This is a genomic window from Klebsiella sp. X13, from assembly GCF_003323835.1.
Classification (GTDB): Bacteria; Pseudomonadota; Gammaproteobacteria; order Enterobacterales; family Enterobacteriaceae; genus Klebsiella; species Klebsiella ornithinolytica.
Window position 1 is genome coordinate 4,534,363 of sequence record NZ_CP030874.1, and the last position, 13,402, is coordinate 4,547,764.

The 13,402-nt window shown below is 56.5% G+C and carries 9 protein-coding genes; 6 read left to right on the plus strand and 3 right to left on the minus strand.

What is annotated here, in order from left to right:
- Positions 1-30 precede the first annotated feature (30 nt).
- Both rapA and rluA read left to right on the plus strand, forming a co-directional pair.
- Complete coding sequence (gene rapA / locus DSD31_RS21580; RefSeq protein ID WP_065905812.1) at positions 31-2,937, plus strand: RNA polymerase-associated protein RapA; 2,907 nt, start codon at positions 31-33, stop codon at positions 2,935-2,937.
- Positions 2,938-2,949: 12 nt separating this feature from the next.
- Complete coding sequence (gene rluA / locus DSD31_RS21585; RefSeq protein WP_004857802.1) at positions 2,950-3,609, plus strand: bifunctional tRNA pseudouridine(32) synthase/23S rRNA pseudouridine(746) synthase RluA; 660 nt, start codon at positions 2,950-2,952, stop codon at positions 3,607-3,609.
- Between the two features lie 118 nt (positions 3,610-3,727).
- Here rluA and citX read toward each other — a convergent pair whose 3' ends face one another.
- Both citX and DSD31_RS21600 read right to left on the minus strand, forming a co-directional pair.
- The gene (gene citX, locus DSD31_RS21590) at positions 3,728-4,258 is read right to left on the minus strand and encodes a citrate lyase holo-[acyl-carrier protein] synthase (RefSeq protein ID WP_004857799.1); all 531 of its coding nucleotides are present in this window, start codon (positions 4,256-4,258) and stop codon (positions 3,728-3,730) included.
- A 170-nt stretch (positions 4,259-4,428) separates the two neighbouring features.
- Entirely contained in the window at positions 4,429-5,793 is a 1,365-nt protein-coding gene (locus tag DSD31_RS21600; protein ID WP_004857797.1) for a 2-hydroxycarboxylate transporter family protein, read from the minus strand.
- Positions 5,794-6,241: 448 nt separating this feature from the next.
- Here DSD31_RS21600 and DSD31_RS21605 point away from each other — a divergent pair, with 448 nt between their 5' ends.
- Positions 6,242-7,867: an ATP-binding protein gene (locus tag DSD31_RS21605; RefSeq protein WP_064357528.1), complete on the plus strand. Its 1,626-nt coding sequence runs from the start codon at positions 6,242-6,244 to the stop codon at positions 7,865-7,867.
- The gene (locus DSD31_RS21610) at positions 7,857-8,555 is read left to right on the plus strand and encodes a response regulator (RefSeq protein WP_113991301.1); all 699 of its coding nucleotides are present in this window, start codon (positions 7,857-7,859) and stop codon (positions 8,553-8,555) included. The genes DSD31_RS21605 and DSD31_RS21610 overlap by 11 nt, the downstream gene beginning before the upstream one ends.
- Before the next feature lie 30 nt (positions 8,556-8,585).
- Here DSD31_RS21610 and djlA read toward each other — a convergent pair whose 3' ends face one another.
- Positions 8,586-9,413 carry a co-chaperone DjlA gene (gene djlA, locus DSD31_RS21615; RefSeq protein WP_004857791.1) on the minus strand — a complete coding sequence of 276 codons (828 nt, stop codon included), beginning with the start codon at positions 9,411-9,413 and terminating at the stop codon, positions 8,586-8,588.
- Between the two features lie 244 nt (positions 9,414-9,657).
- On the opposite strand from djlA, the gene lptD reads away from it, so the two are divergent.
- Both lptD and surA read left to right on the plus strand, forming a co-directional pair.
- Entirely contained in the window at positions 9,658-12,003 is a 2,346-nt protein-coding gene (gene lptD / locus DSD31_RS21620) for an LPS assembly protein LptD (RefSeq protein WP_015585172.1), read from the plus strand.
- A 54-nt stretch (positions 12,004-12,057) separates the two neighbouring features.
- A complete protein-coding gene (surA, locus tag DSD31_RS21625; RefSeq protein ID WP_004857788.1) occupies positions 12,058-13,344 on the plus strand; it encodes a peptidylprolyl isomerase SurA in 1,287 nt (428 codons plus the stop codon).
- The last annotated feature ends 58 nt before the right edge of the window (positions 13,345-13,402 follow it).

The following is a 13,402-nucleotide window of genomic DNA, read 5'->3' on the forward strand; positions in this document are numbered from 1 at the left end:
GCAATTTAAGAACACAAGAGCTGAACATATATGCCTTTTACACTTGGTCAACGCTGGATTAGCGACACAGAGAGCGAACTGGGATTAGGGACGGTAGTTGCGCTGGATGCGCGCATGGTGACCCTGCTTTTCCCCGCCATCGGCGAAAACCGTCTGTACGCACGCAATGATTCCCCGATCACCCGCGTGATGTTTAACCCGGGTGATACCATCACCAGCCACGAAGGCTGGCAGCTCCAGGTTGACGAAGTTAATGAAGAAAACGGCCTGCTGGCCTACACCGGTACCCGTCTTGATACCGAAGAAGCCAACGTCACGCTGCGCGAAGTGCTGCTCGACAGCAAACTGGTGTTCAGCAAACCGCAGGACCGCCTGTTCGCCGGCCAGATCGACAGAATGGACCGTTTTGCGCTGCGCTACCGCGCCCGCAAATACCAGAGCGAGCAGTACCGGATGCCGTGGAGCGGCCTGCGCGGACAGCGCACCAGCCTGATTCCCCACCAGCTGCATATCGCCCATGACGTCGGCCGCCGCCACGCGCCGCGCGTTCTGCTGGCCGATGAAGTCGGTCTGGGTAAAACCATCGAAGCCGGGATGATTCTGCATCAGCAGCTGCTTGCTGGCGCCGCCGAACGCGTGCTGATCATCGTTCCGGAAACCCTGCAGCATCAGTGGCTGGTCGAGATGCTGCGCCGCTTCAACCTGCGCTTCTCGCTGTTTGACGATGAGCGTTATGCCGAAGCCCAGCACGATGCCTACAACCCGTTCGAGACCGAACAGCTGGTGATCTGCTCGCTGGATTTCGTGCGCCGCAGCAAACAGCGTCTGGAACATCTGTGCGACGCCGAATGGGATCTGATGATCGTCGATGAAGCGCACCACCTGGTGTGGAGCGAAGAGGCGCCGAGCCGCGAATATCAGGCAATCGAGCAGCTGGCAGAACGTGTGCCGGGCGTGCTGCTGCTGACCGCTACGCCGGAACAGCTGGGCATGGAAAGCCACTTCGCCCGTCTGCGCCTGCTGGATCCCAACCGCTTCCACGACTTCGAGCAGTTCGTTGAAGAACAACAGAATTATCGTCCGGTGGCCGATGCTGTCGCGCTGCTGCTGGCCGGCAACAAGCTGAGCGATACCGAGCTGAACACCCTCGGCGATCTGATCGGCGAACAGGATATCGAACCGCTGCTGCAGGCCGCTAACAGCGATCGCGACGACGCCCAGGCCGCCCGCCAGGAGCTGGTCTCAATGCTGATGGATCGCCACGGCACCAGCCGCGTGCTGTTCCGTAATACCCGTAACGGCGTTAAAGGCTTCCCGAAACGCGAGCTGCACACCATTCGTCTGCCGCTGCCCACCCAATATCAGACGGCGATTAAAGTCTCCGGCATTATGGGTGCGCGTAAAACCGCAGAAGAGCGCGCGCGCGATATGCTCTACCCGGAACAGATTTATCAGGAATTTGAAGGCGATACCGGTACATGGTGGAACTTCGACCCGCGCGTCGAGTGGCTGATGGGCTATCTCACCAGCCACCGTTCGCAGAAAGTGCTGGTGATCTGTGCAAAAGCGGCCACCGCCCTTCAGCTGGAGCAGGTTCTGCGCGAGCGCGAAGGGATCCGCGCCGCGGTCTTCCATGAAGGTATGTCCATCATTGAGCGCGACCGTGCCGCCGCATGGTTCGCCGAAGAAGACACCGGCGCCCAGGTGCTGCTGTGTTCTGAAATTGGCTCCGAAGGCCGTAACTTCCAGTTTGCCAGCAACCTGGTAATGTTCGATCTGCCGTTCAACCCGGATCTGCTGGAGCAGCGTATTGGCCGTCTCGACCGTATCGGTCAGGCGCACGATATCCAGATCCACGTTCCGTATCTGGAAAGAACCGCGCAGTCCGTGCTGGTTCGCTGGTACCACGAAGGGCTTGATGCGTTTGAACATACCTGCCCGACCGGACGCACCGTGTATGACAGCGTGCATAACGAACTGATTAATTATCTTGCCGCCCCGGAAACCACCGAAGGCTTCGATGAGCTGATCAAAGCCTGCCGTCAGCAGCACGATGCGCTGAAAGCGCAGCTGGAACAGGGTCGCGATCGCCTGCTGGAGATTCACTCCAACGGCGGCGAACAGGCGCAGAAGCTGGCCGAAAGCATTGAAGAGCAGGATGACGATACCAACCTGATCGCCTTTGCCATGAACCTGTTCGATATTGTCGGCATCAATCAGGACGATCGCGGTGAAAACCTGATCGTGCTCACGCCGTCCGATCATATGCTGGTTCCGGACTTCCCGGGCCTGCCGGAAGACGGCTGCACCATCACCTTTGAACGTGATGTCGCGCTGTCCCGCGAAGACGCTCAGTTCGTCACCTGGGAGCATCCGCTGATTATCAACGGTCTGGATCTTATCCTCTCCGGCGATACCGGCAGCAGCACCCTCTCCCTGCTGAAGAACAAAGCGCTGCCAGTCGGTACGCTGCTGCTGGAGCTGATTTACGTGGTGGAAGCGCAGGCGCCGAAGCAGCTGCAGCTTAACCGCTTCCTGCCGGCGACGCCGGTGCGCATGCTGCTGGATAAAAACGGCAATAACCTCGCCGGTCAGGTGGAGTTTGAAAGCTTCAACCGCCAGCTGAGCGCCGTCAACCGCCATACCGGCAGCAAACTGGTCAACGCGGTGCAGCAGGACGTGCATGCGATCCTCCAGCTCGGTGAGGCGCAGGTTGCCAAAGCCGCTCAGGCGCTGATCGACGCGGCCCGTGATGAAGCTAACGACAAGCTGTCGGCGGAACTCTCTCGTCTGGAAGCATTAAAAGCGGTTAACCCGAACATCCGTGACGACGAGCTTTCCGCTATCGAGAGCAACCGTCAGCAGGTGATGGACGCGCTGGCGCAGGCAGGCTGGCGTCTCGACGCGCTGCGCTTAATCGTGGTCACCCACCAGTAACGGAACGCGAATATGGCGATGGAAAACTACAATCCGCCACAGGATCCCTGGCTGGTTATCCTCTATCAGGATGAGCACATCATGGTGGTCAACAAGCCGAGCGGCTTGTTGTCCGTCCCGGGGAGACTGGAGGAGCATAAAGACAGCGTGATGACGCGCGTACAGCGCGACTTCCCGCAGGCTGAGTCGGTGCACCGCCTCGACATGGCTACCAGCGGCGTGATTGTGGTGGCGCTGACCAAAGCGGCGGAACGCGAGCTGAAGCGTCAGTTTCGCGAGCGTGAGCCGAAGAAGCAGTACGTCGCCCGCGTGTGGGGACATCCGGAAAAAGCGGAAGGGCTGGTAGATTTACCGCTGATCTGCGACTGGCCGAACCGGCCAAAGCAGAAGGTGTGTTACGAAACGGGCAAAGCGGCGCAAACTGAGTATGAAGTGCTGGAGTACGCGGATGATAACAGCGCCCGCGTGCGCCTGAAGCCGATTACCGGACGTTCACATCAGCTGCGCGTGCATATGCTGGCGCTGGGTCATCCGATTCTTGGCGATCGCTTTTATGCGACGCCAGAGGCGCTGGCGATGGCGCCGCGGCTGCTGCTGCACGCCGAAACGCTGACCATTACCCATCCGGCCTTCGGCAACGCGATGACCTTTCGCGCGCCTGTCGATTTCTGAATGCCGGTATTCCCGGCACAGCATAACCCGTAAGCCCCGGAAGCCACGTGCGACCGGGATATGGCCCCGGATGATGCCTTAACGGCCTATCCGGGCGACATATTCACGATATCATCCGTTAATCGCGGGCAAACCACGCATCGATCATCTGCTCAACGCGGGCGACAACCTCTTCGCCATCATGGCGATGCAGGCTCTCGCAGGTCTGCGCGACATCATCGCACAGCAGGCAACGACGGGTGCGGTCATCCTGCGCCTGCCGTCCTTGCTGCGGACAAATCACCTCGATATTCCATAAGCGGCCAAGCGGATGAGTCTGTAGCAGCTCCGTGCATAGCGCATTGATTTCGCTGGCAGAATGCTCAACGCACCACAGCGCCTCCGGCCCGGTTGGCAACCACAGCACCTGACGGTCCAGCGTTTTCCAGCGGCGTTTCCACAGCAGCTGGTCGCAGGCCTGCAGCGCCACGCCCATCATATTGCGATAGCGGATGCTGTCTTTTACCGCGCCCGGTGTCACCAGCGTCAGCGCAATGACCGGTTGTTGATAATGGCCAAGCCACTCGGCCTGGCGGGCTGCGCGCTGCGCTTTCGTCGCCAGCTCGGTTTCTACGCTGGCGCCCGCACGGGCGGGAGTATCCACAGACATTAATTCCTCTCCTTCACTTGATAAAATGACGACGGCAAAGCCGCCGCCGCGATAGCGGATTACGCTGCTGATTGTATCGCTAAACGAACAGAATTTAGGACACAGGACAAAGAAATTTTCTTCGTCCTGTGGAGGAAAATTGCAGATTTTCCTGTTAGCACAGAGCTAAATCATGCAAGGAAATGACTGAGGAACAGCAGACCCAATGAAACATTAATCGCGCCGCCAATGCGGGTCGCGATTTGGGCGAACGGCATCAGGCTCATGCGGTTGCCGGACGTCAGAATCGCCACATCGCCGGTGCCTCCCTGACCACTCTGGCAGCAGGAGACAATTGCCACATCAATCGGGTGCATCCCTATCTTTTTACCGACCAGGAACCCGGTCGCCACCAACGCCGAGACGGTGCTGACGATCACCAGCAGATTCGTTATCGTAAAAGCGTTCACCAGCTCCTGCCACGGCGTAATGGCGACGCCTACGGCAAACAGAATCGGGTAGGTCACCGCGGTGCGGAAGAATTTGTAGACCATCTGCGACCCTTCCTGCAGGCGCGGCGAGACGCCGTTAACCAGCTTGAGCAGTACCGCCAGAAACAGCATGCCTACCGGCGCCGGTAAACCGGTCATTTTCTGTCCCAGCATCCCCAGCATATACAGCAGCACGGCCAGCAGAGCGCCGGATGCCAGCGTCGTTACGTCGGTTTTGCCGGTGGAAGTCTCAACTTCGTCTGCACGATGCGTTTCGTTGCTGCGGTTCGGCATCAGCTGGCCTTCACCGGTCAGATGCGGGAAACGCTTGCCCAGTTGGTTCAGGCAACCGGCAATCACTATCGCCGTCAGGCTGCCCAGCATCACCATCGGCAACACGCGGCCTAATGCCACGCCCTGATCCATATGCATCAGGGCGGCATAGCCGATTGACAGTGGAATCGCCCCCTCTCCTACGCCGCCGGCCATAATCGGCAGCACGATAAAGAAGAACACCTGAAACGGCTCCATCCCCAGGGCGGTACCGACGCCGATGCCCACCAGCATGCCAACGATTTCACCGCACAACATCGGGAAGAAGATGCGCAGAAAGCCCTGAATCAGAGTCGTGCGGTTCATGCTCATAATGCTGCCGACGATAATGCAGCAGATATAGAGATAAAGAATATTGGTCGATTTATAGAATTTGGTCGTGGATTCCACCACCACCTCCGGCAGCAGGCCGTAGTGCACCAGCGCGGAAGGGATAAAGGTGGCGCAGATCGCGGCCGCCCCCAGTTTACCGAGGATCGGCAGACGCTTGCCAAACTCACCGCAGGCAAAACCAAAAAAGGCCAGCGTCGCGACCATGACCACGATATCGCTCGGCAACTTTCCGCCCAGACAGTCGAGGGCGATTAAGCCGCCGGCCAGCAGGAACAAAGGCAGCGGGATAATCCCGACTTTCATATTATCCATCACGTGCCACCAGCGTTGTTTCAGGGTGGCTTTCGGGGTGTCGATGGGATCGAGGGTCGCAGAGAATGCATTGTCAGTGGTGCTCATAGGTTTGGCCCTTTCGTTATTATTCATTTTTGAGATTAGGGGGCCTGATGCAGACTTAATGTGAGGCGTGACGAATTAGAAATGAAGTTTTAATGGTCATTATGGTTTTTATGGTTTCTATTCCGGGGCGTGATATCTCTCTGATTTATTAGCGTGGTTTTTATGGTTTTTATCGCCGAGCCAGTGCGCAATCGACCGAAGGGCGGATCGGCGATGCCTCGTCATCACCGACCACAGCGGGCTCCGGCGGATTGAGTGACCTCCGGCGCGCTCGTCCACGGGCGATCTGGCGGAATGGGCGGCCCGCAGTGGCATCTTGATAAATCATCGCCGGTAGATGATGCTGGTTTCTCATCGCTGCGGTAACGCTCACCCCGTTGCCGCCTAACCCATGCCGGCACCAGGAAATATTACCGTGCCGGTATCGTAGAGACGCTGCGCACGACTTATGAAGGTTTCCTTTCAATTTAAGCTGTTTATTTCGCTGGTCGCCTTTTTCTCCGTATTATTCGCCCTGCTGGGCGTCTATTACTACATCGATGCCAGCCATCAGCTTTATCAGGAAATGAGTACCCGCGCCAAAATACAGGCTGAAGAGATCGCGCTGATGCCCGATTTACGCCGGCAGGTTATCCAGGAAGATCCGCAGTCGCTAACGTCATTTATGCAAAAAATCGCCGCCCGCAGCGACGCGAGCTTTATTGTCATTGGCAATGCGCAGGGCGTACATCTGTTTCATTCCGTCCACCCGGAGTGGGTCGGTACCCGGCTGGTGGGCGGGGATAACCAGGCGGTGCTGGAAGGGAAAAGTATCACCACCATCCGTAAAGGAGGGCTCGGGGTATCGCTGCGCAGCAAAGCGCCGATCTTCGACATCTCCGGCCGGGTTGTGGGCATCGTCTCCGTAGGCTACCTGACCAGTTATCTCGATAGCATCACGCTGACAAAGGTGATTAATATCTTCATCGCCGCCGTACTGCTGCTGATCGCGCTGTTTATTTTTTCCTGGTATTTTACCCGCAGCATTAAAAAACAGATTTTTTCGCTGGAACCACGAGAAATCGGCCTGCTGGTGCGTCAACAAAAGGCGATGATGGAATCAATCTATGAAGGGGTTATCGTTATCGATCGCCACCGACGTATCGAGGTGATCAACCACGCAGCGCGCAGCCTGCTGGGACTGAGCCAGCCCGCGCGGCTGCTACGCGGCCAATCGATCGACAGCGTCATCGCCCCGCAACCCTTTTTCGCCAGCGGTGAAATGCTGGAAAACGACACTCACGATGAGCTGTGTCGCTTCAACCAGCTAACCGTACTCGCCAGCCGGGTGCGTATCATGCTGGAGGAGTCGCTGCAGGGCTGGGTAATTACTTTCCGCGATCGTGACGAAATCAACTCCCTCAGCGCCCAGCTAAGCCAGGTTAAACGCTATGTTGATAACCTGCGCATCATGCGCCATGAACAGCTGAACCGAATGACCACGCTCTCGGGTCTGCTGCATATGGGTCACTATGACGAAGCGATTCGCTATATTCAGGCTCAGTCGGAACATGCGCAGGAGCTGCTGGACTTTATCTCTTCCCGCTTCAGCTCGCCAACGCTCTGCGGCCTGCTGCTGGGTAAGGCTGCCCGCGCCCGCGAAAAAGGGGTGGCGCTCAGCTTTGACCCCGCCTGTCAGCTCGACCGGCCGCTGCCTTCATTAATTGAATCGGAGCTGATTTCGATTATCGGCAACCTGCTGGATAATGCGATTGAAGCCACGCAGCGCGCCGAACTGCCGCACGAACCGGTGGAAGTGCTGATTCAGCTGAATGCCCGCGAGCTGATGATTGAAGTTGCCGACCGCGGCATCGGTATTGACCCGGCTATCCGCGATCATATCTTTGAACGCGGCATTACCACCAAAACCCGTGGCGATCATGGTATCGGCCTGTATCTTATTGAACATTATGTGACACAGGCGGGCGGCACCATTGAAGTCGCCGATAACTCACCGCGCGGCGCGATCTTTACTCTGTTTATCCCCGCCGACGGCCCTGTTCATTCCCGACACGAGGCGAACTATGCATCATGATCTGGTCGATGTGTTGATCATCGAAGATGAAAGCGAACTGGCGAGGCTGCATGCCGAGCTGATTCAGAAGCATCCGCGTATGCGGCTGACGGGCATGGCCGCCTCCCTCTCCCAGGCGCGGCAGATGCTCAATAGCCAACCGCCGCAACTGATACTGCTCGATAACTATTTACCTGACGGTAAAGGGGTCACATTGATGACCGACCCGATTCTGGCAGAGGCCAACTGCTCGGTGATTTTTATTACCGCCGCCAGCGATATGGAAACCTGTATCCAGGCGATTCGCAACGGCGCTTTCGACTACATTCTTAAGCCCGTCTCCTGGAAGCGCCTGAGCCAGTCGCTGGAGCGTTTTGTTCAGTTTTACGATCAGCAGCGAGAATGGAAAATCGTCGATCAGCAAAACGTTGATTCGCTGTACCAGCTACAGGCGAAGAACTATCGCGCCGATAGCGGCAGTAAAGGGATCGAGGAGAAGACGCTGGCGCTGGTGCAGAATCTGTTCAACGGCCGGGAGGAGCACAGTTTTTCCGTGGATGAGGTGGTGAATGATGCCGGGTTAAGTAAAACCACCGCCCGCCGTTACCTGGAACACTGTGTGGAAATCGGTTATCTGGAAGTCGAAATGTTGTACGGAAAGATTGGTCACCCGCGACGGATGTACCGACGCGCGCAAGGCGCATCATGAGGCCTCTCCCGCCAGGGAGAGGCCTGCGGCTCAGAACCCGCGCTGCTCTTTGATCAGCTCCCAGGCCTTCTGAATATCCTGTGCTTTCTGCTTCGCCATCTCCATCATTTCCGGCGGTAACCCTTTTGCCACCAGCTTATCCGGATGGTGCTCACTCATCAGCTTGCGATAGGCGCGTTTCACGGTCGCGGCATCATCGGTAGGCTTCACCCCCAGCACGTTGCACGCATCCTCCAGCGTTGGTCCACGCTGCGCCTGCTGCCAGCCGGCATTTCCGCCGCCCTGCCCGTAAGAGCTCTGCTGAGAACCGCCGCCAAACTGAGCGCCGCCCTGCATCATTCGCAGGAACTGCTCGAACTGCGCGCGGGAAATCCCCAGCTCATCGGCAATCACAAACAGAACTTCACGTTCATTAGGATGTAATTCGCCATCGGCGAAGGCCGTCTGCAGCTGAATTTCCAGAAACATCCGAATCAAATCGAAGCGCCCGAAACAGACGCTGCGCAGCTGGCGCATTTTTTCACGCAGCGGATAATCATCGGATTTCCCTACGCGAAAAGCCTGCTGTGCCGCCGTACGCGACTCGCCATGCAAATTCATGCGATCCATCAGGATGCTGGCGACATGAATATCGGCTTCGGTGACGCGACCTTTGGATTTGGTTAAATGGCCCATGACCTCAAAGGTGGTGGAGAAAAACAGCGCCTGCCGCTCCTGCTGATTGGCAAACACATTGATACGGCGGCTTCGCGCCCGGTCAAATATATGGCCGACCAGCAGGCCCAGCACCAGTCCCCAAAAGCCTGCGCCCATCATCAGCGCGACCGCAACCCCAATTATTTTTCCCAAATACTGCATAGACTCCCCAATCTTTCCGCCGCCAGTTAAGCTATATATGACCGCACGTTACAAAGCACTGACGCTTAGGTCAATTGTGGGACATAGCCTATATTTTGCTTTATCATACTCGTCATTCTACACGGTGCCTAACGCTCGGGATCCAAACCGGCAGGATTAACACTAGCGCGATGAAGATGAGTACGTTAGGCTCTGACCGTTTGCAAGCCGCTGCCACAAGATGACGGAACAACAAATACAACGTATGAAAAAACGTATTCCCAGCCTCCTGGCCACCATGATCGCCAGCGCCTTGTATAGCCAACAAGGCCTCGCCGCCGATCTCGCCACGCAATGTATGCTTGGCGTACCAAGCTATAATCGTCCCCTCGTTGAAGGTCAAACTAACGAGCTGCCGGTGACGATCAACGCCGATCATGCGAAGGGCAATTATCCTGATAACGCCGTATTTACCGGTAATGTTGACATTAACCAGGGTAATAGCCGTCTCCAGGCGGATGAGGTCCAGCTTCATCAGCAGCAGGCTGCTGGCCAGCCGCAGCCCGTTCGCACGGTTGATGCGCTCGGCAACGTTCACTATGACGATAATCAGGTTATCCTGAAAGGCCCGAAAGGCTGGTCAAACCTGAACACCAAAGATACCAATATCTGGCAGGGCGATTACCAGATGGTTGGTCGCCAGGGCCGCGGTACCGCCGACCTGATGAAACAGCGCGGCGAAAACCGCTATACCATTCTGGAAAACGGCAGCTTTACCTCCTGTCTGCCGGGTTCTGACACCTGGAGCGTCGTCGGTAGCGAAGTGATCCACGACCGCGAAGAACAGGTCGCCGAAATCTGGAACGCCCGTTTCAAACTCGGTTCGGTCCCTGTTTTCTATAGTCCTTACCTGCAGCTGCCGGTAGGCGACAAACGTCGTTCAGGCTTCCTGATTCCTAACGCCAAATACAGCACCAAAAATGGCGTAGAGTTTTCGCTGCCGTACTACTGGAATATCGCGCCGAACTTCGACGCCACCCTGACGCCGCACTACATGAGCAAGCGTGGCGGCGTGATGTGGGAAAACGAATTCCGCTATCTGACCAAAGCGGGCGCGGGGCTGTTCGAGTTTGACTACCTGCCGTCCGATAAAGTCTACCAGGACGATCACTCCAGCGACAGCAACAGCCGCCGCTGGTTGTTCTACTGGAATCATTCGGGTGTCATTGACCAGGTATGGCGTCTTAACGCCGACTACACCAAAGTCAGCGATCCGGACTACTTTAACGATTTCAGCTCGAAATACGGCTCCAGTACCGACGGCTACGCCACGCAGAAATTCAGCGCGGGCTACGTTAACCAGAACTTCGACGCCACCGTGTCAACCAAACAGTTCCAGGTCTTCAACCGTGAGTCGAGCAACTCCTACGCCGCTCAACCGCAGCTGGACGTGAACTATTACCAGAACGATGTCGGTCCGTTCGATACCCATCTCTATGGTCAGGCGGTGCACTTCGTTAACACCAACGGCAACATGCCGGAAGCCACGCGTGTTCACTTCGAGCCGACGATCAACCTGCCGCTGTCTAACGGCTGGGGCAGTATTAATACCGAAGCCAAACTGCTGGCGACCCACTACCAGCAAAGCAACCTCGACAATTACAATTCGACCAATAATGCGGACTTAAAAGAGTCTGTTAACCGCGTCATGCCGCAGTTTAAAGTCGACGGTAAAATGGTCTTCGAGCGCGATCTGCAGGAGGGGTTCACCCAAACCCTCGAGCCGCGCATGCAGTATCTGTATATCCCGTATCGCGATCAGAGCCAAATCGGTTCCTATGACTCCACGCTGCTGCAGTCAGACTACAGCGGCCTGTTCCGCGACCGTACCTACAGCGGCCTGGACCGTATTGCTTCCGCGAACCAGCTCACTACCGGCGTGACTTCGCGCGTATATGATTCCGCCGCCGTTGAACGTTTTAATATTTCCGTTGGTCAAATCTATTATTTCACCGAGTCCCGGACCGGTGATGACAACATCAACTGGGAGAACAACGACACAACGGGTTCACTGGTATGGGCCGGCGATACTTACTGGCGCATCGCTGATAACTGGGGTTTACGCGGGGGAATTCAGTACGATACGCGTCTGGATAACGTCGCTACCGGTAACGGCACCGTGGAATACCGTCGCGATGAAAACCGTTTAATACAGCTTAACTATCGTTATGCCAGCCCGGAATACATTCAGGCCACGCTGCCGTCGTACTCCACCGCTGAGCAGTACAAAAATGGTATTTCTCAGGTGGGCATGACCGCCAGCTGGCCGGTTGTCGATCGCTGGTCGGTGGTGGGCGCATACTACTTTGATACCAATACCAGAAAGAGCGCCGACCAGATGTTAGGGGTCCAGTATAACTCCTGCTGCTACGCGATTCGCCTCGGCTATGAACGTAAGATCAACGGCTGGGATAGTAACGGCAACGGCGAGAGCAAATACGATAATACCTTTGGCATCAACATTGAGCTACGTGGCCTGAGCTCCAACTACGGTCTCGGCACTCAGCAGATGCTGCGTTCGAACATTTTACCGTACCAGAACTCCCTGTGATGTGGCTGGTTTAAAACGTAATCCGCATTTGCGGTTAATTGAAATGGAAAAAGTATGAAGAACTGGAAAACGCTGCTTCTCGGTATCGCCATGATCGCGAATACCAGTTTCGCTGCCCCACAGGTTGTCGATAAAGTAGCGGCTGTCGTCAATAATGGCGTTGTTCTTGAAAGCGACGTCGATGGCTTATTGCAATCGGTTAAGCTCAATGCTGGCCAGGCCGGTCAACAGCTGCCGGATGACGCGACCTTACGTCATCAGATCCTCGAAAGACTGATCATGGACCAGATCGTTCTGCAGATGGGCCAGAAGATGGGCATGAAAATCACTGACGATCAGGTCGATCAGGCGATTGCCAACATCGCGAAACAGAACAACATGACCATGGATCAGATGCGCAGCCGTCTGGCCTATGACGGTCTTAACTACAACACCTACCGTAATCAGATTCGTAAAGAGATGCTGATTGCGGAAGTGCGTAACAACGAAGTCCGTCGTCGCATCACCGTGCTGCCGCAGGAAGTAGAATCGCTGGCGAAACAGATTGGCGATCAGAACGATGCCAGCACCGAGCTGAACCTCAGCCACATCCTGATTCCGCTGACAGAAAACCCGACCTCTGACGACGTAGCGAAAGCGCAGGAACAGGCTAACGCGATCGTTGAGCAGGCGCGCAGCGGCGCTGACTTCGGCAAACTGGCTATCACCTACTCTGCCGACCAGCAGGCGCTGAAAGGCGGCCAGATGGGCTGGGGTCGTATTCAGGAACTGCCGGGGATCTTCGCCCAGGCGCTGAGCACCGCGAAGAAAGGTGATATTGTCGGCCCGATTCGCTCTGGCGTCGGCTTCCATATCCTGAAAGTGAACGATATGCGCGGCGGCAGCAAGAACATCTCCGTCACCGAAGTTCACGCGCGTCACATTCTGCTGAAGCCGTCGCCGATCATGAATGACGATCAGGCGCGGGCTAAGCTGGAGCAGATCGCCGCGGATATTAAGAGCGGAAAAACCACTTTCGCCAAAGCAGCAAAAGAGTTCTCCGAAGATCCGGGTTCCGCAAACCAGGGCGGCGATTTAGGCTGGGCAACGCCTGATATCTTCGATCCGGCGTTCCGCGATGCGCTGATGCGTCTGAACAAAGGCCAGACCAGCGCACCGGTGCACTCCTCCTTCGGCTGGCACCTGATTGAACTGATGGACAGCCGTCAGGTAGACAGAACCGACGCCGCGCAGAAAGACCGCGCGTACCGGATGCTGATGAACCGTAAGTTCTCTGAAGAAGCGGCAACCTGGATGCAGGAACAACGCGCCAGCGCTTACGTCAAAATTCTGAGCAACTAATATCACGGCCTCATACACAACAGCACTCGGGGTGTATTGAGGCGGCAAGCCGTCGAGC

Excerpts from the sequence above, each read along its gene's own strand:
- rapA (WP_065905812.1), top strand. The coding sequence starts at position 31 with ATGCCTTTTACACTTGGTCAACGCTGGATTAGCGACACAGAGAGCGAA.
- rluA (WP_004857802.1), top strand. The coding sequence starts at position 2,950 with ATGGCGATGGAAAACTACAATCCGCCACAGGATCCCTGGCTGGTTATC.
- DSD31_RS21605 (WP_064357528.1), top strand. The coding sequence starts at position 6,242 with ATGAAGGTTTCCTTTCAATTTAAGCTGTTTATTTCGCTGGTCGCCTTT.
- lptD (WP_015585172.1), top strand. The coding sequence starts at position 9,658 with ATGAAAAAACGTATTCCCAGCCTCCTGGCCACCATGATCGCCAGCGCC.
- DSD31_RS21600 (WP_004857797.1), bottom strand. The coding sequence starts at position 5,793 with ATGAGCACCACTGACAATGCATTCTCTGCGACCCTCGATCCCATCGAC.
- DSD31_RS21610 (WP_113991301.1), top strand. The coding sequence starts at position 7,857 with ATGCATCATGATCTGGTCGATGTGTTGATCATCGAAGATGAAAGCGAA.
- surA (WP_004857788.1), top strand. The coding sequence starts at position 12,058 with ATGAAGAACTGGAAAACGCTGCTTCTCGGTATCGCCATGATCGCGAAT.
- djlA (WP_004857791.1), bottom strand. The coding sequence starts at position 9,413 with ATGCAGTATTTGGGAAAAATAATTGGGGTTGCGGTCGCGCTGATGATG.
- citX (WP_004857799.1), bottom strand. The coding sequence starts at position 4,258 with ATGTCTGTGGATACTCCCGCCCGTGCGGGCGCCAGCGTAGAAACCGAG.